Genomic DNA, 25,075 nt, shown 5'->3' on the forward strand with positions numbered 1-25,075 from the left:
TGCTCGTGTCGACCGGTCGTGTCGACGCCTCAGGCTACGCCCGGCCCGGCGTGGGCTCGGCCGTCGCCGCCGGATCGCCGCGCAGGACCTGGTCGACGTCGTAGCGGATCGGGCGGTCGAGCTGGTCGTAGCCGCAGGACCGGGGCTCCCGGTCGGGCCGCCAGCGGACGAACCGGGCGGTGTGCCGCAGCCGGTCGCCCTCCATCGCGTCGTAGCCCACCTCGGCCACCAGCTCGGGGCGCAGCGGCTCCCACTCCAGGTTCTTCGTGCCCGTCCACCGGCTCACCCCGCCGGGGATGCGCTGGCCGCGCTCGTGGTCGCCGTGCGCCCACGGGTGGTCGGGGCCGACCTCCCGGTAGGGGGCCAGCTCGTCCAGCAGCTCCCTGCGGCGGGCGGCGGTGAACGAGGAGCTGACCCCGATGTGGTGGAGCACGCCGTCGTCGTCGTAGAGGCCGAGCAGCAGCGAGCCGACCACCGGGCCGGTCTTGTGCCAGCGGAAACCGGCCACCACCACGTCGGCGGTGCGGGCGTGCTTGACCTTGGCCATCAGCCGCTTGCCCGGCTCGTAGGGCAGGTCGGCCGGCTTGGCGATCAGCCCGTCGAGCCCGGCGCCCTCGAACACGTCGAACCAGCGGCGGGCCGTCTCGGGATCGGTGGTGACCTGGGTGACGTGCACCGGCGGGCGCACCCCGGAAAGCGCCTGCTCCAGCCGGGCCCGGCGCTGCGGGTAGGGCTGGGCGGTCAGCAGCTCGTCGTCGATGGCGAGCAGGTCGAAGGCGACGAAGTCGGCCGGGGTCGTCTCGGCCAGCAGCTTCACCCGCGACGCGGCGGGGTGGATGCGCTGGGCGAGCAGCTCGAAGTCGAGCCGGGGCTGCCCGTCCGGGCCGTCCCGGCGGATCACGATCAGCTCGCCGTCGACGGCGCAGCGCGCGGGGAGCTGCCGCAGCGCCTGCTCGACCACCTCGGGGAAGTAGCGCGTCATCGTCTTGCCGCCCCGGCTGGCCAGCTCCACCTCGTCGCCGTCGCGGAAGACGATGCAGCGGAAGCCGTCCCACTTCGGCTCGTAGGTCGTGCCGGGGTCGGTGGGCAGCCGGGAGACGGCCTTGGCCAGCATCGGTTCGACCGGTGGGTTGATCGGCAGGTCCACGGCGACAGTCAACCAGACGCCACCGACAGTCGTGAGCCGGATCACCGGCGGTGATGGGCGGGTGTGTCCCCGCGCGTCCCGTCCCCGCCCGCGCGACCGGATGGCGTTCGCCCAGCTCAGAGCTACCTTCGCCGGGTGCGGGAGTGGGTCTGCGGGTGCTGCGGACGCTGGCGGGTCAGCGTCGAGCTGATCCACGGGCGCTACCGGTACCGCCTGGTGCGCCGTTACCCGGCCCGTTTCGGCGGCGGCAAGGACGTGCTCGGCGAGGTGGGCACGGTCGCCGAGCTGGCGGAGCTGCTGCGCCGCCGCACCCCGCTCACCCTGGCCGACCTGCACGAGGCCGCCTGACCGCCGCCCCGCCCCGCGGCCGTACCCTGGCGGGTGTCCCACGCGAGGAGGCCGCCGTGCCCGAGCTGACCTACCCGCACCCCGGCGCGACCCGCGCCGGTGAGCTGCCGGCCGGGTGGCGGCACGTCCGGCACCGGGTGCCGCTGCCCGCCGGGTCCTTCGAGGCGGCCGGCGCGGCGGTGCTGGGCTGGCGGCTGCACCGGGCCGCCGGCGTCCGGATCGACGCCACCGCGCCCCGCGCCGCACCCGGGGTCACCGTCGTCTCCCGGCTGGGCGTCGGCCCGTTGCGGCTGGCCGCGCCGTGCCAGGTGGTCTGGGCGGCCGACGACGACCGCCGGGCCGGCTTCGGGTACGGCACGCTGCCCGGCCACCCGGCGCGGGGCGAGGAGGCGTTCGTGGTGGAGCGCGACGACTCCGGCGCCGTCTGGTTCGAGGTGCGCGCGTTCAGCCGGCCGGACCGCTGGTTCATGCGCGCCGCCGGGCCCGCCGGCCGGGCCTTCCAACGGGGGTACGCCTGGTGGCTGGGCCGCACCCTGCGCCGCCTCTGCGCCCGCCCGAACCCGCCCGCCTGACCGCCCCGAGCCGCCGCGCCCGCCTGACCGGCCCGCCACCTTTGGCTGGCAATCGGCTCAGTAGCGGGCGAACGAGCGGATCGGCATCCTCGGGCCGTACCTCGGTGCCTGCACGCCCCCGGCGGCGAGCAGCACGCACACCCGCCCCCGGTGCCCCCGGAACGGCTCCAGCAGCGCCAGCATCCGGGCGTCGTCGCCGCGAGGCTCGCCGGCCAGGGCCCAGGCCACCGTGTTCGGCACGTGGTAGTCGCCGACGCTGACCGCGTCCGGGTCGCCGTACGCGATCCGCACCACCTCGGCGGCCGTCCACGCCCCGATGCCGGGCACGGCGGTCAGCCGGCGGGTCGCCTCGGCGGCGTCGGCGCAGCGCTCCAGCCGCGCGGCCTCGGCGGCGGCCCGGCGCAGCGTGTCGGCGCGCTTCTGCTCCACCCCGAACGGGTGGAACACCCAGTACGGCGCGGCGGCCACCGCCGCCGGGTCGGGCGGGAGCAGCAGCGGCTGCATCGGCCCGGGGGCCGGCTCGCCGAAGTGGCGCACGGTCGCCGCGTACGCCCGGTAGGCCTCCGTGCCGGTGACCTTCTGCTCCAGGACCGCCCGCAGCACCCGGGCGAAGACCTGGCCGGTGGCCGGCATCCGCAGCCCGGCGTGGCGCGCGGCGAGCCGGGCCACCACCGGGTGCGCGGCGGCCCGCTCGGCGAACCCGGTGAGGTCGTCGCGGAGCCCGGCGACGGCGTCGGCCCGCTCGACGACCCAGTCGGCCCCCGGGCCGTACCCCTCGGCGAGCAGCTCCCCGACGCCGGCCGGGCGCAGCGCGAGGGTGGCGGGGCCGGCGGGGGTGCGGGCCGCCCACCAGAAGGCGCCGGCGGCGATGCGGGCGCACGGGTCGTACGTGCTGAAGGTGAGCGGCCGGACCGACGCGGCCAGCCGGTAGCCGGCGGGCGGGCGCAGCGCCCGGCGGGCGGAGGGTTCGCGCACGCCGTCACTCTGCCACGGCCCTGCTCCGGCGGGGCGCGGGGGAGCGCGGCGGACAAAGAGCGGCACCGCCGACGTGGGGAACGTCGGCGGTGCCTCCTTGCCGGAGCGGAGCGGCCGGAGTCGGCCGCGGGGTGCGGGTGGGGGACCTCGGCGGGCGCGGTTGCTGGCGTCAGCGCGCCCGCCGCCCTCCTCCGCTCCGGGAGGTCCGGCGATCGCGGCGCCGGCCGTCCCTGTCGGGGGCCGGCGCCGCGGCCGGGACGCGGCGTTGCCGGTACGCCGGTCCGGTTCACGGCGGTGGTCGGTCGTGCCCTCCCCGGCCGCGACCGACCACCGGGTCCGTCAGTACGAGTAGCTGGAGTCCGCCGCGCCCGCGTCGCTGGACGACGGCGGGGCGACCGCCTTCGGGGTGCCGGTCGGCAGGCATTCGAGGTTCTTCTTGCCGTCGGGCTGGGCGACGAACCAGGTGCCGCCGACGCCCTGGCCCTTCCACTGGCCCGGCTTCTTGTCGCCGATGTAGCGGTACAGCGGCCAGCCGCCCAGCGTGATCTGCCGGGTGCCGTCCTGCCGGGTGATGGTGCCGACCTTGTCGTCGGAGACGCCGGTGAGCTGCGGGCTGCCGTCGGTCAGCGCGGGCGGCCACACCTCGGCGCACTTGTCCACGCAGTTCGACGCGGGCGGGTCGTCGGAGTCCTTGTCGAACCGGTAGAGGACCCAGCCCTCCTCGTCGGTGACCACCTTGCCCATCCGGGCCACCTTCTTGCCGACGAGCTGGTCGGTCAGCTCGACGTCGGCCGGCGGCGCGGCGTCCGGGGCGGCGGTGGTGGCCGCCGCGTCGGGGGAGGCCGAGGCCTCCGGTTCCACTGCCGCGGTGGGCTCGGCCGCGGCCACTGCGACCGGCTCGGCCGCGCCCGAGTTCGCCCCGTTGTAGCCTGCGGGAGCGCAGGCCGTAAGTGCGACCATGGCGCTTGCGACGATGACGGTCCGCTTCAGCTGTGCCACGTGCCCTCCTCATTCTTAGCAGTTCGCCGGTTAGTACGGAGCGGTCGGCTGTCAAGGATGAACGAATAACAGTGGTCAATTTCACTTATCTCGGTTGAACCATTTCCGGCCGCCGCGCGTACCGCCGGACAACCCCTCGACGGCCTGCGGAAACGCCGAAAAGGCGCCGGCCGCGACAGCGACCGACGCCGATTTCGGAACCGCGTGTTACATCGGCACCTGCACGAGCGGGCTGGCCACCCCGTTGGTGTCCACCGACTGCACCAGCACCTTGGCGATGTCGTCCTTCGGCACGGACGTGGCCCCGCTCAGCTCCAGCGGCAGCGGATTGGTGGTGGTGCCGTAGCCGCCCCCGGGCACCGACCAGGTCGACAGGACCTCCGTCGTGTCGTTCTTGCGCACCACCATCAGCCGGCAGGTGCGCGGCCCCGGCAGCCGCTTGAGCTGGAAGTCGATCCGGGTGCCGAAGTCCTTCGAGATCAGCCACATGTTGAGCTGCACGCCGGTGGACGCGTCGACGGCCGTGAACGGCTCGCCCTCCTGCTCGTTGCCGCCGGTGCCCGGGTCGTTCGGGTCGGTGCTCTTCCCCGGGCTCGGCGTGCCGTCGAGCGTCGTGGGCGCCGTCGGCTGCGCGCCGATCCGCGGCGGGGCGTCGCCGCCGGCGACGCTGGCGATGCCGACCCCGGTGAGCCCGCCGAACACCGCCACGGCGGCGGCGCTGGCCAGCAGCTGCCGGAACCGGGTCCGCCGCCGGTGCGTCCGCATCGCGACAAGCGTCCGGTCGAGCAGGGCCGGGTCGGTGGCGGTCTGCTCCAGGGCCGTCATCGTCTCGCCGTCGATGTCGGAGAGCAGCCCCACCACGGGAACCATCGTCTCCAGCTCCGCGGCGCACGCCCAGCACGTGGCGAGGTGCTCCTCGAACCGCTCGGTGTCGTGCTCGTCCAGCACGCCCAGCGCGTACGCGGCGACGTCCATGTGATCTGCCCGGCTCATTCCGTCACCCCCCTCTCCTGCAGGGCCGTGCGCAGCGCGCGCAGGGCGTAGTAGACCCGTGACTTGGCGGTGCCGAGCGGCAGGCCCAGCTCCTCGGCCGCCTCCGGCACCGTCCGGCCCCGGAAGTAGGTCGCCACCAGGATCTCCCGGTGCGACTGACTCAGCGTACGCAGCGCGTCGGCCACCGTCATGGTGCGCAGCACCCGGTCGGTGCTGTCCGACTCGGCGAAGGCCGTCAGGTCCCGGTCGTACGTCTCCGCCGGGCGGGCCTGTTCGCTGCGGTGCTCGTCGATGGCGATCCGCCGGGCCACCGTCACCAGCCAGGGCCGCAGCGAGCCCTGTCCCTGCGCGCCGAGGCGGTGGGCGTTGCGCCAGGCCCGCAGCAGCGTCTCCTGCACGATGTCCTCGGCGCGCTGCCGGTCCCCGCCGGTGAGCCGCATCACGAACGCCAGCAGCGGCCCGGCGTGCTCCGCGTAGAGCAGCCGGATCAACTGGTCCGAGTGGCTGGTCTCAGTGGACACCGCCTGGTGCCGCCCGGGTGCCGATCGCGGAGACACCGGGCCATTCTGGCCATCGGCCGGGCGTACGTCGACCCCTCGGGTCGACCTCGACGCGCGGGACTGCGGCTGGGCGCGGGCGGACATCCAGTCCACCCTCACCGCGTCGCCGTGCCAGCCGGCCGCCACCGCATGCATGCAGACCTCCGGGTGTCCGATGACATCAGCCCGACCCCCACCGGGCATGGCCGCCCGGTGATACGCACGGGACGGGCCAGCGGATCAACGGCGCACCGAAAAAATTCCCGGCGGGGGCGGAGTGGAGTCGGTGGCGTCGGCGTCGCGCACCACGGCGGCCCCGCCGGCGAACCGGTCCAGCTCGTCGCCGGCCAGCACCCGGCCCGGGAACCAGTCCCCGGCCGCCCGCCGGGTCAGCTCCGGCACCGGCGGCTCCACCCGGCCGGCGACCAGCACCAGGTTGCCGTAGCGCCGGCCGCGCAGCACCGCCGCGTCGCCGACCAGGCAGGCCCGGGGCAGCACCGCGCGGACCGTGGCGACCTGAGCGCGGGCGTGCCGCAGCGGCGGCCCGTCGGCGACGTTCGCCAGGTACCAGCCGCCGGGGGCCAGCACCCGGGCCACCTCGGCCAGGTATTCCACGCTGGTCAGGTGCGCCGGGGTGCGGGCGCCCGCGAAGACGTCGGCGACCACCACGTCGTAGCCGGCGTCGCGGGTGGACTCCAGGGCGGCCCGCGCGTCGGCGACCCGCACCCGCAGCCGGGGGTCGGCCGGCCAGGGCAGCTCCCGGCGGACCAGGTCCACCAGGGCGGCGTCCACCTCGCACACCCGCTGGGTGGAGCCGGGGCGGGTGGCCCGCACGTAGCGGGGCAGGGTCAGGGCCCCGCCGCCGAGGTGCAGCACCCGCAGCGGCGCGCCCGCCGGTGCGATCAGGTCGAGGGCGGCGGCGAGCCGCCGGACGTACTCGAACTCCAGGTGGGTGGGGTCGGCGAGATCCACGTGCGACTGCGGCGCGCCGTCGAGCAGCAGGGTGAACGAGCGCGGCCGGTCGGGGTCCGGGACCAGCTCGGCCTCGCCGGTGTCGACCCGCGCGGTCACCCGGTCGGCGCCCCGGCGGCGGCCCATCAGACGCGGGGGCCGCGGCCCCGGGCCGCGGCGGTCAGCGCCCGGTGCAGCAGGCGGGCGTCGCCGAGCAGCGCCCGCAGGCGGCGCTCCAGGCCGGCGATCGGGACGAGGTTCTGCGGGGCGCGCGGGTCCTTGTACGGGGTGGACGCGAACCGGGGCAGCGTGACCAGCGACAGGTCGGCCAGCGCGAACGCCTCGGCCTCGGCCAGCTCGGCCGAGCACTCCACCCGCACGATGCCGGCCCAGGGCGCGCCGCCGGAGACGGGCAGCCGCAGATACCAGGAGTAGCCACCCCAGGCAGTGACGAGCCGGAACACCGGGGACCGCTGGCCGGGGCGCAGCCCGGTCACCACGGCCGTCAGCCGGGCGTCGAGATACTGGCTGTGCTGGGTCTTGACGTAACCCAGGGTGCGGGGCAGCTGCCGGCGGCTGCGCAGCGGGCCGTCGACGACCAGCAGGTCCCCGTCGACCCGGGCCGCACCGGAGACCTCCACCTCCAGCGCGGTCAGCGGCCCCTGCACGGCCGCCTGGAGCTTGTTGAGCTCGCCGGTGCCGCCGACCCGGTGCACCGGGTAGCGCACCGTGCCGGCGCGCACCTCCCGCGCCGACGGGCTGGCCGTGAACAGCCCCCGCCGCACCTGGGCGCCGGCCAGCCGGGCCGCGCCGCGCTCCAGGTCGCAGCGGACCACCCCGGCGGCGTAGGAGGCGGCCACCCCCGGGAACGACGCCCCGTCGGCCTCCGCCGTCCACACGCTCGCGTCGATCCGGCGCACGCCGTCGACCAGCAGCACCACGTCCGGGGCGCGGACGCCGGCCCGGACGTCGATGGCCCGCCAGTCCACCGCCGGCAGCTCCACCTCGGCGTCGACCTGCTGGCGGCTCGGCGTCGCCGGCCCGCCCGGCACCGCCTCGAAGGACGCGCCGTAGCCCGGGTCCCAGGCGTCGACGAACAGCTCCGGGGCCTCGCCCACCGGGCCGCCCCCGCCCGGCCCCCAGCCGGCCGGGCCCCCGCCGCCCGGGCCCGTCACAGGCCGGTCCGTTCCACCCGGGCGGTGCGGGCGTCCTTGCGGACCTCGAACCGGACCGGGATGCGCTCGGCCAGCGCCGGCACGTGGGTGACCACGCCGACCATCCGGTCGCCCCGGGCGGCCAGGCTCTCCAGGGTGGCCGCCACCGTGTCCAGGGTCGCCGCGTCGAGAGTGCCGAACCCCTCGTCCAGCACGATCGACTCCAGGCTCGCCGCCGTGGTGGACAACCCGGCGAGCTGCTCCGACAGCGCCAGCGCCAACGCCAGCGACGCCTGGAACGTCTCCCCGCCGCTGAGCGTGCGCACCCCGCGCCGCAGCCCGGCGTCGTGGTGGTCGACGACGAAGAACTCGCCCTTGTCGTGGACCAGGTCGTACTGCCCGCCCGACAGCTCGCGCAGGATCCCCGACGCGCCGTCGACCAGCAGGTCCAGCGCCTCGGCCAGCAGCCAGCGCTCGAAGTTGTTGGCCCGCAGGTGCCCGGCCAGCGCCCGCGCCACCCGGGCCTGCCGCTCGTGCCCGGCCCGCTGCTCCGCCAGCTCGGCGGCCTGCTCCCGGCGCTCCACCAGCCGCCGGTGGGCGGCCTCGGCGCGCTCCACGGCGACGGTCGCCGCCCGGACCGGGTCGTCGTCGACGGCGAGCCCGGCGGCGGCGAAGATCTCCGCGATGCGCTCCTGCACGGCCGTCACGGCGGCCTCCGCGTCGGCGACCGCCCCGGCCAGCCCCGCCCGGTCCGCGCGCCGCCGCGCCGCCTCCCCGCCCGCCCACGCGGTCAGCGCCGCCCAGGCCGCGGCGACGTCGTCCCGGTCGGCGGCCGGCGGGCCGAACCGGGCCAGCCCGTCGCGGGTCGCGTCGAAGTCCCGCCACGCGCCGCGCAGCCGCTCCTCGGCCGCGTCGAGGGCCCCCCGGGCCCGCCGGGCGGCGTCGCGCCCTGCCCGCACCGCGCCCGCCGCGTCGTCGAGGGCCCTGCGCAGCCGGGCGTGCTCGGCCAGGTCGTGCCGCAGCGCCGCTGGGGTGGCGGCACCGGCGAGCTGGTCGTCCAGCTCGGCCAGCCGGCCCCGCAACTGGTCGTGCTCGGCGCGGGCCCGCAGCAGCACCCGCTCCACGTCGCGGGCCGCCGCGTCGCGCTCCTGCACCACCCGCTGGGCCGCCTGCACGGCCGCCCGCGCCGCCTTCCCGGCGGCGGTGGCCCGCGCCACCGCCGAACCCGCCGGCACCGCCGGTACCCGGGCCACCACCTGCTCGCAGACGGGGCAGGCCGCCCCGTCGACCAGGTGCGCCCGCAGCGCCACCGCCTGATCGGTGGCCTTGGCCTCCTCGTGCGCGCGGAACGCCGCGTCCAGCTCCGCCTCGGCCCGCTGCGCCGCCGCCCGCCCCGCCTCCAGCGCGGCGACCGCCGCGTCGTGCTCGGCCTGCGCGGCCGTCACCGCCGTGGCCACCGACCCGGCCTGCCCGGCGAGCCGGTCCCGGTCGGCGTGCGCCTTCAGCAGCAGCCGCAGCGCGCTCTCGTCGCCCGCGCCGGCCAGCTCGCCGCGCAGTTTCTCCTCGCGCTCCTCGGCCAGCGCCACCGCGCCCGCGGCCTCGCCGACGCCGGCCCGCGCGTCGGCCACCGCCCGGGCCACCTCGGCCACCCCGCCGGGCGCACGCACCGCGTCGAGCACGGCCAGCTCGGCGTCGAGGGCGGCCAGGGCCGCGTGCGCGTCCCGCGCCGCCGCCCGGGCCAGGTCCCGCTCCGGTACGGCCGCCGCCACCGCCTCGGCCAGCCCGTGCGCCCGCCCGACCTGCTCCTGCGCCCCGGCCAGCGCCGCGTCGTCGACGTCGGCGAGCCCGCCGAGGATCCGGTCGACCGCCTCCAGCTTGGCTTCGGCCTGCCCGGCCCGCTCGGTGGCCCGCCGCTGCACCTCCTCGTAGACGCCGAGGCCGAGCAGGTTCACCAGGATCTGCTGCCGGGTCGCCGGCCTGGCGTGCAGGAAGTCGGCGAACTGCCCCTGCGGCAGCACCACGCAGCTGGTGAACTGCTCGTACGGCAGCCCCACCGCCTCCAGCACCGCCCGGTCCATCTCGGCCGGGGTGCCGGCGACCACCTCGCCCAGGTCCTCCGGGCTGAGCCCGGTGTCCAGTTTGGTCACGTCGAACCCGGCCGGCATGAGCTGCAACCCGGCGTTGGCGGTCTTCACGTTGCCCCGGCCGTCGCGGCGCACCACCCGGGTCGCCACGTAGCGGTCCCCGGCGGACTCGAAGACCAGCCGCACCCGCGCCTCGGTGGCGGACGGGGCGAGCGCGTTGCCCAGCCCCCGCGTCCCGCCCCAGCGGGGCACTGTGCCGTAGAGCGCGAAGCAGATGGCGTCCAGCACCGTGGACTTGCCGGAGCCGGTCGGGCCGACGAGGGCGAAGAAGTCGGCGTCGGTGAAGTCGACGGTGGTCTCGTCGCGGAAGACGGTGAAGCCCGCCATGTCCAGCCGCATCGGGCGCATCAGCGGTCCACCTCCTCGAACAGCTCGTCGAACAGCTCCCGGACGTCGGCGTCGTCGTGCCCCCGGCTGTCGAGGTAGTCGGCGAACAGCTCGCGGGGCGAACGGCCGGCCCGCTGGGCGGTGCGGGCGCCGCCGCCGGGGGCCGGCACCAGCTCCGGGTCGATCCGGATCTCCAGGGCCCGGGGCAGCAGCTCCTGCACCTCCTCGCGCAGCCCGGCCCGGGGCTGCTCGCGGACGAACACCCGCAGCCAGCCCTCCGGCGCGGCGATCTCGGCGAGCTGGGCCAGGGTGCCCCGCACCGTGCGCAGCGGCACCGCCGCCGGCACCGGCACCTCCCGGATGCGCGCCGCGCTGGTCGCGGTGACCTCGACGACCGTCACCGACGGGACGTTCTCCTGCTCGCCGAAGTCGACGGCGAGCGGGCTGCCGCTGTAGCGGATCGGGCAGGGCCCCGGCACCCGCTGCGACCGGTGCAGGTGCCCCAGCGCCACGTAGTGCGCGGTGCCCGGGAACACCGTCGCCGGCACCGCGTAGCCCAGGACGGTGTGCGCGTCGCGCTCGCCGCCGCCGGTGGCCGCCCCGACCACGGTCAGGTGGGCGGTGACCAGGTGCACCCGGTCGGGCTCGGCGAAGCCCTCGGTGAGCCGGCCGAGCACCCGGCCCAGGTGGTCGGCGTACGTCTGGGTGGCCTCGGCGGCGGTCAGCTCGTACATCTCCACGGCCCGCACGGCGTACCGCTGGGACAGGAACGGCAGCGCGGCCACCCGCCAGCGTTCGCCGCCGGCCGTCGTGCCGTCGATCACGTGCTCGTCGGGGCTGTCCCGCACCCCGCCGCGCAGGGTGATGCCGGCGGCCTCGGCCCACGGCCGCAGCGCGTCGAGGGCCTGGCCGTTGTCGTGGTTGCCGCCGATGGCCACCACGTCCGCGCCGGTGCGGCGCAGCGCGGTCAGCGCCCGGGTGACCAGCCGGGTCGCCTCCGGGGTGGGCGCGGCCGTGTCGTAGAGGTCACCGGCGACGATCACCAGGTCGGGGCGCTCGGCGCGGGCGACCTCGATCACCCCGGCGAGGACCTGCTTGTGCTCCTCGGCCCGGGACTGCCCCTTGAGCACCTTGCCGACGTGCCAGTCCGAGGTGTGCAGGATCTTCATGACCGGTGCCCCCTAGAACGGGATGTCGTCGTCGCTCGTGCCGCCGCCGGAGCCGACCACCGCGAACGGGTCGGCGGCCCCGGTGATCGACCGTAGCGTCTCCGAGGGCGCCCGGCCGGCCTCGGAGACCCGGGTGGCCCACGCCGGGAAGGGGAACTCCAGGCAGAGCGGGACCGGGATGTCGGGCTGGTTGACGAACATCGTGCCCGGCTTGGCCAGCAGCGCCCGCTGCCGCTGGGCCGGCGGCAGGAAGCCGTATTCCGGGCGGGACGCCTCGGCCGGGTCGAGCCGGCCGACCACCCGGATCGCCGAGTTGGTGACGATGCGGCGCTCCACCTCGCTCGCGGTCTGCTGCGCGCCGACCAGGATCACGCCGAGCGAGCGGCCCCGCTCGGCGATGTCGAGCAGCACCTCCTTGATGGGGGAGGAGCCCTCGCGGGGGGCGTACTTGTTGAGCTCGTCGAGGACGACGAAGAGCAGCGGCTTGGCCGTGCCCGCCTTCTCCTTGCGCTCGAACTCGCTCTTGAGGGTCACGCCGACCACGAACCGCTGCGCCCGGTCGGGCAGGTTGTGCAGGTCGACCACGGTCACCTGGGCCGACTCGCTGGTGTTGATGCTGTGCGGGCGGCGGGTGGCCAGGTCGCCCCGGATCAGCCGCCCCAGGTCCTTCTTGCTGCCGATGAGCCGCCGGGCGAACGCGTTGACCGTGCCCAGCCCGACGGCGCTGCCGGCCCAGTCGCCCCGGGTCTCGTCGTCGTTGAGCTGCTCGACGATGTGGTCGACCAGGTCGGTGTAGGAACCCAGGCGCACCCCGTCGACGCTCACCCCGCCGTCGGCGGGCTGCGCGTAGCGGGCCAGGTGGGCGGCGACCGAGTGGACGACCATCGTGTACTGCTGGCGCTCGTCGTCGGCGTCGGCGAAGACGTAGGGCAGGAGGCGGTCGGCGCAGAACTCGCTCAGCGTCCAGTAGAAGCTGTCCACCCCGGTCAGCCGGCTGCTCACATCGGGGGTGCCGGAGGAGTCGCCGACCCGGGGCGGGGCGTAGACCCGCACGTCGGGGAACGCCCCGGCGCTGAGCCCGAGCCTGGCGTAGCCGGCGCGGGTGGCGTCGTCGAGGCGGGTGTTGGGGTGGTCGAGGAACAGCAGGTCCTCGCCCTTGACGTTGAAGATCAGCGCCTTGGCGTTGACCGCGTCGCCGCCGAGCACCCCGGAGCGGAAGACCGAGTAGAGCAGGAACGTGGCGAAGCTGGTCTTGGTGGCCACCCCGGAGATGCCGGAGATGGAGACGTGCGCGCCCCGGGTGCCGTCGAGGAAGTCGGCGTTGAGGTAGACCGGCACGCCGTCGCGGCCCATGCCCATCGGGATCCGCCGCTCCATCCGGTCGAAGTGCAGCGCGCGGGCCCGCGCGTCGCCCTCGGCCCGGTGCACCACCGCCCCGGGCGTCGGCGGGACGTAGACCTCCGGGTCGACCCGGGTGGTGGTGATCTCGGCGGCCTCCTGCACCATCGCCGGCAGGGTGCCGTCGGCGATGGCGAACACGTCCGAGTCGAACTGGGCGCCCTCGTGCCGCGCCCGCACCTGGGTCACCACCCCGGCGATGGTCACCGGCTCGCGGTCGGGCATCTCGCGGCGGGTCACCACCACGTCGTCGAGCTGGAGGTAGCTGCCCGGGGCCACGGCCGTCCAGAACGTCAGCGGGGTCGCGTCGGCGGTGCCGAGCACGCGGCCGACCCCCTCGCCGGGGCCGGCGGACCCGTCGTCGGTGATCGGCAGGCTCTCGGTCATCGGCCCGCTCCCGTCAGCTGGTCGTCTCGGTCACGGCACACGTGGAGCATCCTGCCGCAGGGATGTGACAGCTTGCCACGCGACGCGGCGGACGCCACCTCTCGTCCGGTACGCGATCACTCGTCGCATTCCTCCGAACGCGCACGGTGTCGCAAAATTTCTTGCCGCAGAGGTGACACGAACCGGTTGCTCGGCGCAACAATGACACCGGCACCCATCGAGGATCTTCGTTACGTCGATGTTTCGGGGTGCCCCTGCGGCCCGCCACCTGCGGGCCGTGGGCCGGCCCGGCGGCCACCACCGCCGGGTCACCGCCGGTCGGCACCCCCTTCCGACCGGCTGTCGATCGAAGGCAGGAGCCTCATGCGTCGTACCACTGTCCTGGCGGGCCTGGCCTCGGCCGCGCTGCTGGCCACCGCCGTGCCCGGCGCGGCCGTCGCCGCCCCGGCCGCCGCCCCCTCCGCCGACGCGTTCACCCGCGCCGTCACCCAGCTGAAGTCCCACGCCGCTGACGCCCTCGCCGGCGACGGGCAGAGCTTCACGCTGAAGAACGTCGCGACCGACGCCGACGGCACCGAGCACGTCCGGCTGCACCGTTACCTCGACGGGCTGCCCGTGCTCGGCGGCGACCTGGTCGTGCACCTCGGCAAGGGCGGCGCCTGGCGCGGCGCCAGCCAGACCCTGACGGCCGCCCCGCGCCGCGCCGACCGCGCCGCCCGGCCCGCCGTCGGCGAGGCCGCCGCCGGCCGCGCCGCCCTCGCCGCCTCCACCGCCACCGCCCGCCGCGTCGACGGCACCCAGCTCGTGTACGACGCCGACGGCGCGCGCACCGCCCTCGCCTACGAGGTGGTCGTCGGCGGCGTGTACGCCGACGGCACCCCCAGCGAGTTGCACGTGCTCGTCGACGCCGCCACCGGCGGGGTCCGCAGCTCCTGGGAGGGCGTGCAGCGCGAGGGCACCGGCAACACCCTGCACTCCGGCACCGTGCCGCTGGGCACCACCGCCTCCGGCGGCACCTACCAGCTCACCGACGGCGCCCGCGGCGGCCACAAGACGTACGACCTGAACGGCTCCACCAGCGGCACCGGCACCCTCGTTGCCAGCGCCACCAACGTCTTCGGCAACGGCACCACCTCCAACCGGCAGACCGCCGCCGCCGACGCCCACTACGGCGCGGCCGTCACCTGGGACTACTACAAGAACACGTTCGGCCGCAACGGCATCCGCAACGACGGCGTGGCCGCCTACAGCCGGGTGCACTACAGCACCAACTACGCCAACGCGTTCTGGAGCGACTCCTGCTTCTGCATGACGTACGGCGACGGCGGCTCCGGCTTCGCCCCGCTGACCTCCCTGGACGTCGCCGGCCACGAGATGACCCACGGCGTCACCAGCAACACCGCCGGCCTGGTCTACAGCGGTGAGTCCGGCGGCCTCAACGAGGCCACCAGCGACATCTTCGGCACCCTCGTGGAGTTCTCCGCCGCCAACGCCAGCGACCCCGGCGACTACCTCATCGGCGAGAAGCTGCGCAGCACGCCGCTGCGCTACATGGACAAGCCCTCGAAGGACGGCTCCTCGGCCGACTGCTGGTCGACCACCCTGCGCTTCAAGGACGTGCACTACTCCTCCGGCGTGGCCAACCACTTCTTCTACCTGCTCGCCGTCGGCAGCGGCTCGTCCTCGTACGGCAACAGCCCCACCTGCGACGGCAGCACCATCACCGGCATCGGCAACGCCAAGGCCGGCGCGATCTGGTACCGCGCGCTGACCACCTACATGACCTCGCGGACCAACTACTCGGGGGCCCGCACCGCCACCCTGTCGGCCGCCGCCGACCTGTACGGCGCCAGCAGCGTCGAGTACCGGACCGTCGCCGCCGCCTGGACGGCGGTGAAGGTCGCCTGACCTGACCGGAGCACGGCGGGGGCGGCGACGTCCCCGCCGTGCCGGCACCGCCCCGGCCCCGCGCCCCCGCCCCGCCTACGGAGCGGCGGCCGGGGCCGGCGCTGTGTCGGTGTTGGCGTTGGCCTCGCTGTCGCTGTCGCTGTCGGCGTTGGCCTCGCTGTCGGCGTCGGCTTGGGCTTCGGCGGCGTCGGCTTCGGCTTCGGCTTCGCGGGCGTAGCGGAGCATCAGCACGCCGTCGGCGGCGGCCAGCACGTGCCGCAGCGGCAGCTCCCGGTGCCCGCCGGCGGGACCGGCGGTGATCCGCCCCGGCCCCGCCCCGGCGAGCAGCGGCGCGACCGTGAGGCAGACCTCATCGACCAGGTCGGCGGCGGTGAGCGCGCCGAACAGGTGCGGGCCGCCCTCGCAGAGCACCTGCCCGAGCCCGCGCCGGCGCAGCGCGGCGAGCCCGGCGGCGAGATCCACCCTGTCGTCCCCGCAGCGCACCAGGTCGGCCACCCCGGCCAGGCCCGGCGGGGCCTCGGCGGCGGCGCGGGTGAGCACCACCGGGCGCACCGGCGCGTCGGCGAAGGCGGCCTGCGCCGGGTCCAGGTCCAGCGAGCCGGAGACCACCACCAGGGTCGGATACTCGGCCAGCCCGTGCGCGCGCCGCCAGGCCCGGCGCGCCGCGTCGAGCCGCACCGCGCCGTACCCCTCGTGCCGCAGCGTCCCGGCCGCCACCAGCAGCCCGTCGCAGAGCATCCGCAGCAGGCCGAAGACCCGCTTGTCCGGTGCGCCGGACAGCCCCGCCGAGTAACCGTCGAGCGAGACCGCGCCGTCGACGCTGGTCACGAAGTTGACCCGCAGGTGGGGACGGTCCGCCCGGCCGTACAGCGCGGCCAGCTCCGCGTCGTCCAGGCCGCCCGCCGACGGGGCCGGCCAGAGGCGGGAAATCGCGGCTCCGGCGCTCATTCGCCGGCCGGACCCGTGACCGGAGGGGTGGGTTCGGGGGTACGGTGCTGGCAGTCGCACCACTTCCGGCCCGGGCATTCGTCGTGCCGCCGTTCCCGGCAGGCTCGGCAGATCATGCCGGCAGCCTATGTCGTGAAGGAAGGGGCCAGCACATGCCACGTCAGATATTCCAGCTGAAGGTGTCCCTCGTCGGAGTCCACCCCCTCGTCTGGCGGCGGGTGCTGGTCCCCGCCGGATACACGCTGGACCGGCTGCACCGGGTCGTGCAGCACGCGATGGGCTGGCGCGACTGCCACCTGCACTCCTTCGAGATCGACGGCACGCAGTACGCCGAGCCCGACCCGGACGGGGAACTGGCCGTGCGCGACGAGCTGGACGTCCGGCTGGACGCGGTCGTCGGCAAGGGCAGCCGCCTCCACTACACCTACGACTTCGGCGACTGGTGGGAGCACGACATCGTCGTCGAGGACGCCGTCACCGCCGACCCGGACGAGCGGTACCCGACCTGCCTGGCCGGCGAGCGGGCCTGCCCACCGGAGGACGTCGGCGGCCCCGCCGGGCACCAGGTGCTGCTGGCGGCGCTCGCCGACCCCGCCCACCCCGAGCACGAGCGGCTGCGCGACTGGGCCGGCGAGTCGTACGACCCGGACGCCTTCGACCCGGCCCGCGCCGCCACCCTCCTCCGCCACCTCTGCTGAGGCGCAAGGAAGGGCCCCTTGTTAACGCTTTCTGTAGTGGAGGGGCCCCTTCTTAACGTTCCTCGGCTGTTTTGGGGGCGGGGATGCCACCGGCCGGGCCCCTGGTGTTCGGGGGCCCGGCCGGTGGCGTTCGTGCTGGTGTCAGCTGTTGTTCCAGTGTTGGGTGACGAGGTCGGCGGCCTGCTGTTCCCACTGGGCGTAGGCGTCGGGGTAGGCGGAGACCTGGACGGTCTGGGCGGCGTCGGTCAGGGCCATGTCCTGCCAGCCGTCGACCTGTCGCAGGCCCTTGAGGAATGCTGTCGTCGCGTACTCGGGGTCGGTGATCTGTTCGGGGGTGCCCCAGCCGCTGGAGGGGCGCTGTTGGAACAGGCCGAGGGAGTCGTGGTCGTTGCGGTCGCCGAGGTGGCCCAGGTTCTGCAGCTTCGACTCCTGCAACGCGGTGCCGATGGAGATGACCGCGGCGCGCTCGTCGAGGCCGGCCTTCTTGGTGGCGGCGATGATGGCCTTGACGTTGGCGGTCTGCTCCGGGTCGAGGTCGATGCGGGACTGGGCGCCCTGCACGCCGTGGGGGATGAGCTTCCCGGTGTCCACGCCAGCGGTCTTGTCGGCCTTGTCGGCCTGGACGGCGGCGACGGGCCGCGCGTCGACAGTGTCGGTGGTGGTGTGGTTCAGGGGGCCGGCGGCGAGGCCACCGGCGAAGGCGAGTCCAGCGATGCCCAGGACGCTCTTGCGCAGGATGGTCGTGTTCATCAGGGGTGACTCCAATCGGGGGGTCGGCACACCCTCACGCCCCGAACGGGGGTGGTGTGGGGGTGTGCGAGCACCACGTCGAGGCGCCCGAACAACGAAGCAAGAAGCTGGGGAGGAAGAAGGCCCGGCGAGGGGGAGGATCTCCGGGGCGGCTGCCACATGTGGTGCCGGGCCGGGTCCGGGTGTAACGACCGGTGGCCCGTCCCCATTCCCGGCGGCTGCCCCGCCTTGGCGAGTGTGGCGCCGAGGCGGCCGGCCGGTCACCCGGGGCGCCGGCCAGTCACCCGGGGCGATTGCGGGGCTGGTGGGGTCGGCGGCTGAGCCGGCACGCGGGCGGCCTGCGGAGGCCGGGGCCGGGGGGTCTGCTGGATCGGGGGAGCCTGGGTGGTGCTTCGGTCGTCCGTCAGGTGTAACACCCCCGGCCTTGGCGGGATTCCGGTCCGGGAGTGCCGCCGGTCACCCCGCGCCCGGGCGGTTTGCTGGCATCGCGGTCGATCGGCACGCGGTCGGCCCGCCTCGTCGCCCCACACCGAACCCATCCCCGGCCAGGGTCGGACAATCCTCCCATTCGGGTAGAGGGGCGAACGGGATGTCGGGCAGGTGGGGGTATCCCGCGCGGTTGATACCGCCACCTGCCCGACATGAAGTCGATCAACCCAGCCACGCCCGCCTCGGCCCGCCTGCGCGCCGCCCCGCCCCCGAGTAGATCGGCCCGCCTGCGCCCCGCCCCGGCCCAGATTGGCCTGCCCTGGTTGCCCCGCCCCGGCTCGTCTGCGCCCCGCCCCGGCGCAGGTCGGCCCGCCCGACTCAGACCGGCCCGCCCGGCCCGGTCGCCATTCCGGGTCTGGTCCCGCCGGTCGCCCCACCTCGCCCCGCCCCGTCCCCGCCCCGCCCCCGCCCCGTCCCGTCCCCGTCCCCGCCCCGTCCCGTCCCCGCCCCGTCCCGTCCCCGCCCCCGCCCCCGCCCCGGCCAGCGCCGGACAATCCACCCATTTCGGCGAGCGGGTGACGGGATGTCGGGCAGGTGGGGGTATCAACGGGCCGGGATACCCCCACCTGCCCGACATGAAGTTGATCAAGCCGGCCGTGTCCGCCTCGGCCTGGCCCGACCCGGATCGCCTGCCTCGTCTCGTCGCCGGGCCCGCATCGAACCCCACCCCGCTGGGTCGGGCAATCCGCCCGTTCCGGGGGAGGGGTGACGGGATGTCGGGCAGGTGGCGGTGTCAACGGCGCCGGATGCCGTCATCTCCCCGGCATGACGTTCCGGGGAGGTGGCAGTGCGCTAGGCGGGTCGCGCCGCCTCGGACGCGCCGTAGCGATAGTTCCGACACACGGCGGTAACGATCTGGGAACGCTCCCAACGGCTTATTGACACCTTGGGGACTCTCCTCCAGTCTCATGGGAGCGCTCCCGGGGCTGTGTTGCGGATCTCTCCGTAACGGCGCCGGGCATCGACCGTGGGCTCCGGCCGTCGGCCGCGAGCGCCTGCACAGCACCCCCCACCACATGACACAGCCTCACCACCGAAAGAGGGGTCTCGGATGAGCGTCCCAATCCGTCGCCGGCGGCTCGCGGCCATCGCGCTCGCGTCCGTCGCGATGATCGCCACCACTTCCGCCTGCGGCAGCGACGACGAGGGCTCGGGCAGCAGCAACGACCCGATCAAGCTCGTCGTCGACGTCTTCGGCGACCAGGGCTTCGGCTACGACGAGCTCTACAAGCAGTACGAGGCGGAGCACCCGAACGTCAAGATCGAGCAGCGGGGCAAGGGCCTCGGCCTCGGCGACTACAACACCCGCCTCACCCAGCAGATCACCGCTGGCGCCGGCGCCGGCGACGTGGTGGCCCTCGAAGAGGGCACGATCGTCCAGTTCTACGCCCAGGCCGGCAAGTTCGTGAACCTGGCCGACCACGGCGCGAACGACCTCAAGTCCAACTACCTGCCGTGGAAGTGGGAGCAGGGCACCACCCCGGACGGCACCGTCCTCGGCCTCGGCACCGACGTCGGCTCGATGGCGCTGTGCTACCGCAGCGACCTGTTCAAGGCCGCCGGCCTGCCGACCGACCGCGAAGAGGTCGGGGCCCTCTGGCCGACCTGGGACCAGTTCATCGCCACCGGCCAGAAGTTCGTCGCCGCCGACAAGAAGCACAAGTTCGTCGACTCGGCGACCAACTTCTACAACGTCGTGCTGATGCAGACCGCGGGCAACGGCTCCGGCTACACCTACTACGACAAGAGCAACAAGCTGGTCATCGGCGAGAACCCGGACGTGAAGACCGCGTACGACCTCTCCACCAAGATGATCGCCGCGGGCCTGTCGAACAACCTCCAGTCGTTCTCGAACGAGTGGAACGCCGGCTTCAAGAACGGCACCTTCGCCACCATCGCCTGCCCCGCCTGGATGACCGGTGTCATCAAGGGCCAGGCCGGTGACTCCGCCGCCGGCAAGTGGGACGTCGCGAAGGCGCCCGGCAACGGCGGCAACTGGGGCGGTTCCTTCCTGGCCGTGCCGAAGTCCAGCAAGCACGCCAAGGAGGCCGCCGAGCTGGTGAAGTTCCTGACCAGCGCCAAGGGCCAGATCGAGGCGTTCAAGAAGGTCGGCAACCTGCCGTCGTCGCCGCAGGCCCTGGCCGACCCGGCCGTCGCCGACTCGACCAACGAGTACTTCACCAACGCCCCGGTCGGCAAGATCTTCGCCGCCGGTGCGAGCGAGCTGAAGCCGGTCTACCTCGGCCCGAAGAACCAGGCCGTCCGTACCGCCGTGGAGAACACCCTGCGCGCCGTCGAGCAGGGCAAGCCCGCCGCCGAGCAGTGGGAAGCAGCGCTGAAGAACGGTCAGGCCGCCGGTAAGTGACCGGCCGGACCGACCACGGGTGGCGTCGACAGGCGACTGTCGGCGCCACCCGCGGTGCCCGGTAAGCCCGGTGCGCCCGCGTGGCCGGGCCGGCAACCCTCCGGCGCCGCCCGCGCGGAAGGCCGGCAACTCCCCGGCCGCCCGCGCGGAGGGCCGGTAACCCCCCGGCGCCGCCCGCGCGGACGGGTCGCGCCGACCGACGAGAAGGACCGTCGATGAGCCTGGACCTCCACACCGCAGCGCCCCCCGGTGGGGGCGGTGAACCCGACCGCCCCGCCCGTGCCGCGCACCGCCGCCCGGCCTCTTTCACCAAGCTGGACCTGAAGTTCTCCCCGTACCTGTACGTCCTGCCGTTCTTCGTGATCTTCGCGGTCTTCAGCGCGTACCCGATCGTCTACACGGTCTGGATCGCGCTCACCGACCGGTCGCCGCTGAACGCCACCATCAGCTTCGTCGGCCTGGACAACTTCGTCGAGCTGCTGACCAACGACCCGCAGTTCTGGAACGCGGTCGTCAACACGTTCGGCATCTTCCTGCTCTCCACCGTGCCGCAGCTGATGCTGGCGCTGGTGCTGGCCAACGCGCTGAACCGGAAGCTGCGGGCGCAGACCTTTTTCCGGATGGCCATCGCGATGCCGATCATCACCTCCACCGCCGTGGTGGCGCTGATCTTCTCGATGATCTACGCCAAGGAGTTCGGCCTCGCCAACTGGCTGCTCGACCTGGTCGGCATGGAGCCGATCGACTGGCGGGCGAACCGCTTCGCCTCCTGGTTCGCCATCTCCACCATGGTCGACTGGCGCTGGGTGGGCTACAACGCCCTGATCTACCTGGCCGCCATGCAGTCGATCAGCAAGGACATGTACGAGGCGGCGGCGCTGGACGGCGCGTCGCGGCGTCGGCAGTTCTGGTCGATCACCATCCCGCAGCTCCGTCCGACGATCATCTTCACGCTGATCGTCTCGACCATCGGCGGGCTCCAGCTCTTCACCGAGCCGCTGATGTTCACCAGCGGCGCGGGGGCGCTCTCCGGCGGCTCGGAGGGGCAGTTCCAGACCATCACCATGTACCTGCTCGACGTGATGAACACCCGGTTCCGCTGGGGGTACGCCGGTGCGGTCGCCCTCGTGCTGTTCCTGCTCATCGCGCTGGTGTCGCTGGTGAACTACCTGCTCGCCCGCCGCATCAGTTCCGACAAGTGAGGGTTGCGCCCAGATGACGACCACGACGCTCCGCCCACCCGCGCGCCCGGCCGGCAGGCCGCCGCGTGACGCGCACAAGGCCGACCGGATCTGGAAGGCGACCCCGCTGACCTGGGTCGGCCTGGTCCTCGGCGTGATCCTCTCGCTGTTCCCGTTCTACTGGATGATCGTCATCGCGTCCCGGACGAACGACGCGGCCAACTCCTGGCCGCCGCCGTTCCTGCCGGGTGGCAAGCTCGGCGAGAACATCCAGCGGGTGCTGGAGAACGGCGACGCCAACATCGTCAAGGGGCTGATGAACTCGTTCCTGGTCTCCGGGACGATCACCGTCGCCACCGTCTTCTTCGGCTCGCTGGCCGGTTTCGCGTTCGCCAAGCTGCGCTTCCGCGGCAAGAACGCGATGCTGCTGATCATCCTCGCCTCGATGATGGTCCCGATCCAGCTCGGCGTGCTGCCGCTCTACATCCTGATGGCCAAGCTCGAGTGGCTGAACACCATGCCGTCGGTCACCGTGCCGTTCCTCATCGGCGGCTTCGGCATCTTCATGATGCGCCAGTACGCCGAGCAGGCCGTGCCCAACGAGCTGATCGAGGCGGCCCGGGTGGACGGCTGTTCCACCTGGCGCGTCTACTGGCACGTCGTCGTTCCCGCGCTGCGGCCGGCGGCGGCGGTGCTGGGCCTGCTCACCTTCATGGAGCAGTGGAACCAGTTCTTCTGGCCCTTCGTGGTGCTCGCCGACCCGGCCAACCCGACCGTGCAGATCTCGCTGCGCAGCCTCAACACGGCCTACTTCGCCGACAACTCGCAGATCTTCGCGGGCACCCTGGTCGCCACGTTGCCGCTGTTCGTCGTGTTCGTCCTGTTCGGCCGCCAGATCATCGGCGGGATCATGGAAGGTGCCGTCAAGTCGTGAGCGATCCGACCCGTTCACCCGCCGTCGGCGTCCTCGACCAGGGCGCGGCCCTCACCTTCCCGCCGGGCTTCCTGTGGGGCGCGGCGACCGCGGCGTACCAGATCGAGGGCGCGGCCACGGCGGGCGGCCGCACCCCCTCGATCTGGGACACCTTCAGCCACACGGAGGGGCGGACCGTCGGCGGGCACACCGGCGACGTGGCCTGCGACCACTTCCACCGGATGCCCGACGACGTGCGCCTCATGGCGGAGCTGGGCCTGAAGTCCTACCGGTTCTCGGTGTCCTGGCCGCGCGTGCAGCCGGGCGGGTCGGGCGCGGCCAACGTCGAGGGCCTGGACTTCTACCGGCGGCTGGTCGACGAGCTGCTGGGCCACGGCATCGAGCCGTGGCTGACCCTCTACCACTGGGACCTGCCGCAGCCGCTGGAGGACGCCGGCGGCTGGCCGGCCCGGGACACCGCCGGCCGGTTCGCCGACTACGCCCAGCTCGTCGTGGACGCGCTCGGCGACCGGGTGCGCTACTGGACGACGCTGAACGAGCCGTGGTGCTCGGCGTTCCTGGGGTACGGCTCGGGCGCGCACGCGCCGGGGCGTACCGACGGGGCGGACGCGGTCCGGGCCGGGCACCACCTGATGCTCGGGCACGGCCTGGCGGTCCAGGCGCTGCGGGCGTCCCGGCCCGACGCCCAGCTCGGCATCACCGTCAACCTGTACCCGGTGAGCCCGGCCACCGGCTCGCCGGCCGACGCGGACGCCGCCCGGCGGATCGACGCGCTGGCCAACCGGTTCTTCCTCGACCCGGTGCTGCGCGGGTCGTACCCGGCGGACCTCCGCGCCGACCTGGCGTCGGTGACGGACTTCGGGCACGTGCGCGACGGCGACCTGAAGATCATCTCGACGCCGCTGGACCTGGTCGGGATCAACTACTACAGCCGGCACGTGGTGGCCGCCCCGGTCGAGGGCGAGCAGCCGGAGGCGTACTGGCGGGCGCCGACGTGCTGGCCGGGCAGCGAGGACGTCCGGTTCGTCACCCGGGGTGTCCCGGTGACCGACATGGACTGGGAGATCGACGCCCCCGGGCTCGTCGAGACCCTGGAGCGGGTCCACCGCGACTACACGGACCTTCCGCTCTACGTGACCGAAAACGGTTCCGCTTTCGTCGACGCCGTGGTCGACGGTCAGGTCGACGACACCGACCGGTTGGCCTACTTCGACTCGCACCTGCGGGCGGCACACGCGGCGATCGGTGCAGGGGTGCCCCTGCGGGGCTACTTCGCGTGGTCGCTGATGGATAATTTCGAGTGGGCCTGGGGTTACACCAAGCGTTTCGGCATGGTGTACGTCGACTACGACAGCCAGGTCCGCATCCCCAAGTCCAGCGCCAGGTGGTACGCCGAGGTGATCCGACGCAACGGTCTGGCCGCACAATAGGGCACACGGCCAGCGAGTGACGGGTGGTCCCGGTGCCCGTCCCCCAACCCGGGGGCGCACCGGGCCACCAATGTCGGAGGAGCAGACGATGACAACGCAGCGCACCCGGTCGCTCGGGCGCCCGACCCTTGACGCGGTCGCCGCGCGCGCCGGCGTCGGGCGCGGCACCGTTTCCCGGGTGGTCAACGGCTCACCCCAGGTGAGCCCGGAGGCGCGGGCGGCCGTGCAACAGGCCATCGCCGAGCTGGGGTACGTGCCGAACCGCGCCGCCCGGGCCCTGGTGACTCAGCGGACCGACTCGGTGGCGCTGGTCGTCTCCGAGTCCGGGGACCGGGTCTTCACCGAGCCGTTCTTCGCCGGCATCGTCCGGGGGATCAGCTCGGGCCTGCTGGAGACCCCGATGCAGCTCTGGCTGGCCATGGCCCAGTCGCCGGTGGAGCGGGAACGCGTCGAGCACCACCTCACCAACCAGCACGTCGACGGCGTCCTGCTGCTGTCGCTGCACGACTCCGATCCGCTGCCCACCCTGCTGGAGGAGCGGGGCCTGCCGACCGTGCTGGGCGGCCGGCCGGCCCGGATGCTCCAGCCGGGCGCGCAGCCCGCGTACTACGTCGACGTCGACAACGTCGGCGGCGCCCGGCACGCGGTGGAATACCTGTTCGCCCGGGGGCGGCGGCGCATCGCCACCATCGCCGGGACCCAGGACATGGGCGCCGGCCTGGCCCGGTTGACCGGCTACCGGGAGGCCGTCCAGGCCACCGGGGCCGGCCTCAACCCCGACCTCATCGCGTACGGCGACTTCAGCGAGGGCAGCGGGGCGGCCTGCATGCGCCGGCTGCTGGAGGTCTGCCCGGATCTCGACGCGGTCTTCGTCGCCTCCGACCTGATGGCCTTCGGCGCGCTGCGGACGCTGCGCGAGGCCGGCCGGCGGGTGCCGGACGACGTGGCGGTGATCGGCTTCGACGACGCGCCGGTGGCCCGGCAGGCCGAGCCGCCGCTGACCACCATCTTCCAGCCGGTCGAGGAGATGGGCCGGCAGATGGCCCACCTGCTGGTGTCCCGCATCCGGGGCGAGGACATCCCGACCAACCACATCCTCCTCGACACCCACATGGTCCGCCGCGCCTCCGCCTGAGCGCGTCCCGCGTTCCGGCGACGGGCGCGTTGTCTGATTGATCCGGCCTGGCGTCATCTGGGAGTTCCCGGTTCGTCGGCCGGTATCACCGCGCCCCGCGCCGGCTCCTGTCAGCAGGACCATGCCGGCGCGGG

The 25,075-nt window shown here is 74.2% G+C and carries 20 protein-coding genes and 1 pseudogene; 9 read left to right on the forward strand and 12 right to left on the reverse strand.

The window, feature by feature from the left end; genetic code table 11:
- Positions 1-34: 34 nt before the first annotated feature.
- Positions 35-1,147 carry an ATP-dependent DNA ligase gene (locus O7628_RS21995; RefSeq protein ID WP_278133260.1) on the reverse strand — a complete coding sequence of 371 codons (1,113 nt, stop codon included), beginning with the start codon at positions 1,145-1,147 and terminating at the stop codon, positions 35-37.
- Between the two features lie 135 nt (positions 1,148-1,282).
- Between O7628_RS21995 and O7628_RS22000 the strand changes: the two genes are divergently transcribed.
- Both O7628_RS22000 and O7628_RS22005 read left to right on the forward strand, forming a co-directional pair.
- A complete protein-coding gene (locus O7628_RS22000; RefSeq protein WP_074479416.1) occupies positions 1,283-1,495 on the forward strand; it encodes a hypothetical protein in 213 nt (70 codons plus the stop codon).
- Between the two features lie 56 nt (positions 1,496-1,551).
- Positions 1,552-2,067, forward strand: coding sequence for a DUF1990 domain-containing protein (locus O7628_RS22005; RefSeq protein WP_278133264.1), 516 nt, complete (start codon positions 1,552-1,554; stop codon positions 2,065-2,067).
- 57 nt (positions 2,068-2,124) lie between these two features.
- On the opposite strand, the gene O7628_RS22010 is transcribed toward O7628_RS22005, so the two are convergent.
- From O7628_RS22010 to O7628_RS22050, 9 genes are all read right to left on the reverse strand, one after another.
- A complete protein-coding gene (locus O7628_RS22010) occupies positions 2,125-3,042 on the reverse strand; it encodes a DNA-3-methyladenine glycosylase 2 family protein (protein WP_278133266.1) in 918 nt (305 codons plus the stop codon).
- A gap of 339 nt (positions 3,043-3,381) precedes the next feature.
- On the reverse strand, positions 3,382-4,041 hold the full coding sequence (locus O7628_RS22015; protein ID WP_278133268.1) for a hypothetical protein: 660 nt from the start codon (positions 4,039-4,041) through the stop codon (positions 3,382-3,384).
- Positions 4,042-4,248: 207 nt separating this feature from the next.
- Positions 4,249-5,034 (reverse strand): zf-HC2 domain-containing protein, encoded by a 786-nt coding sequence (locus O7628_RS22020; protein ID WP_178063963.1) that lies wholly within the window; start codon positions 5,032-5,034, stop codon positions 4,249-4,251.
- Positions 5,031-5,729 carry a sigma-70 family RNA polymerase sigma factor gene (locus O7628_RS22025; RefSeq protein WP_043962562.1) on the reverse strand — a complete coding sequence of 233 codons (699 nt, stop codon included), beginning with the start codon at positions 5,727-5,729 and terminating at the stop codon, positions 5,031-5,033. Before O7628_RS22025 ends, O7628_RS22020 begins: the two co-directional genes overlap by 4 nt.
- 84 nt (positions 5,730-5,813) lie before the next feature.
- Positions 5,814-6,671 carry a fused MFS/spermidine synthase gene (locus O7628_RS22030; protein ID WP_074479410.1) on the reverse strand — a complete coding sequence of 286 codons (858 nt, stop codon included), beginning with the start codon at positions 6,669-6,671 and terminating at the stop codon, positions 5,814-5,816.
- Positions 6,671-7,642: a hypothetical protein gene (locus tag O7628_RS22035; protein ID WP_246384509.1), complete on the reverse strand. Its 972-nt coding sequence runs from the start codon at positions 7,640-7,642 to the stop codon at positions 6,671-6,673. The genes O7628_RS22030 and O7628_RS22035 overlap by 1 nt, the downstream gene beginning before the upstream one ends.
- Before the next feature lie 53 nt (positions 7,643-7,695).
- On the reverse strand, positions 7,696-10,170 hold the full coding sequence (locus tag O7628_RS22040; RefSeq protein WP_278133275.1) for an SMC family ATPase: 2,475 nt from the start codon (positions 10,168-10,170) through the stop codon (positions 7,696-7,698).
- Positions 10,170-11,318 (reverse strand): exonuclease SbcCD subunit D, encoded by a 1,149-nt coding sequence (locus tag O7628_RS22045; protein ID WP_278133277.1) that lies wholly within the window; start codon positions 11,316-11,318, stop codon positions 10,170-10,172. Before O7628_RS22045 ends, O7628_RS22040 begins: the two co-directional genes overlap by 1 nt.
- Positions 11,319-11,330: 12 nt before the next feature.
- Positions 11,331-13,085: an ATP-binding protein gene (locus tag O7628_RS22050; protein ID WP_074479420.1), complete on the reverse strand. Its 1,755-nt coding sequence runs from the start codon at positions 13,083-13,085 to the stop codon at positions 11,331-11,333.
- Positions 13,086-13,466: 381 nt separating this feature from the next.
- On the opposite strand from O7628_RS22050, the gene O7628_RS22055 reads away from it, so the two are divergent.
- Complete coding sequence (locus O7628_RS22055; RefSeq protein WP_278133278.1) at positions 13,467-15,011, forward strand: M4 family metallopeptidase; 1,545 nt, start codon at positions 13,467-13,469, stop codon at positions 15,009-15,011.
- A 204-nt stretch (positions 15,012-15,215) separates the two neighbouring features.
- Here the strand turns inward: O7628_RS22055 and O7628_RS22060 are convergent.
- Positions 15,216-15,959 (reverse strand): annotated as a pseudogene (locus O7628_RS22060) (pyrimidine reductase family protein); the annotation flags it as partial.
- Positions 15,960-16,111: 152 nt separating this feature from the next.
- Between O7628_RS22060 and O7628_RS22065 the strand changes: the two are divergent.
- Entirely contained in the window at positions 16,112-16,657 is a 546-nt protein-coding gene (locus tag O7628_RS22065; RefSeq protein ID WP_074479406.1) for a plasmid pRiA4b ORF-3 family protein, read from the forward strand.
- A 141-nt stretch (positions 16,658-16,798) separates the two neighbouring features.
- Here O7628_RS22065 and O7628_RS22070 read toward each other — a convergent pair whose 3' ends face one another.
- Positions 16,799-17,407 carry a hypothetical protein gene (locus O7628_RS22070; RefSeq protein WP_278133280.1) on the reverse strand — a complete coding sequence of 203 codons (609 nt, stop codon included), beginning with the start codon at positions 17,405-17,407 and terminating at the stop codon, positions 16,799-16,801.
- Between the two features lie 1,540 nt (positions 17,408-18,947).
- Here O7628_RS22070 and O7628_RS22075 point away from each other — a divergent pair.
- From O7628_RS22075 to O7628_RS22095, 5 genes are all read left to right on the forward strand, one after another.
- Entirely contained in the window at positions 18,948-20,261 is a 1,314-nt protein-coding gene (locus tag O7628_RS22075) for an extracellular solute-binding protein (RefSeq protein WP_278133282.1), read from the forward strand.
- A 215-nt stretch (positions 20,262-20,476) separates the two neighbouring features.
- Positions 20,477-21,463, forward strand: a complete 987-nt coding sequence (locus O7628_RS22080; protein WP_278133284.1) for a sugar ABC transporter permease — start codon at positions 20,477-20,479, stop codon at positions 21,461-21,463.
- Between the two features lie 13 nt (positions 21,464-21,476).
- Entirely contained in the window at positions 21,477-22,376 is a 900-nt protein-coding gene (locus O7628_RS22085) for a carbohydrate ABC transporter permease (protein ID WP_278133286.1), read from the forward strand.
- Complete coding sequence (locus O7628_RS22090; RefSeq protein ID WP_278133288.1) at positions 22,373-23,806, forward strand: GH1 family beta-glucosidase; 1,434 nt, start codon at positions 22,373-22,375, stop codon at positions 23,804-23,806. Before O7628_RS22085 ends, O7628_RS22090 begins: the two co-directional genes overlap by 4 nt.
- 88 nt (positions 23,807-23,894) lie before the next feature.
- Entirely contained in the window at positions 23,895-24,941 is a 1,047-nt protein-coding gene (locus O7628_RS22095) for a LacI family DNA-binding transcriptional regulator (RefSeq protein WP_074479427.1), read from the forward strand.
- Positions 24,942-25,075 lie beyond the last annotated feature (134 nt).

The organism is Micromonospora sp. WMMD956 (genome assembly GCF_029626125.1).
GTDB classification, from domain to species: Bacteria; Actinomycetota; Actinomycetes; order Mycobacteriales; family Micromonosporaceae; genus Micromonospora; species Micromonospora carbonacea.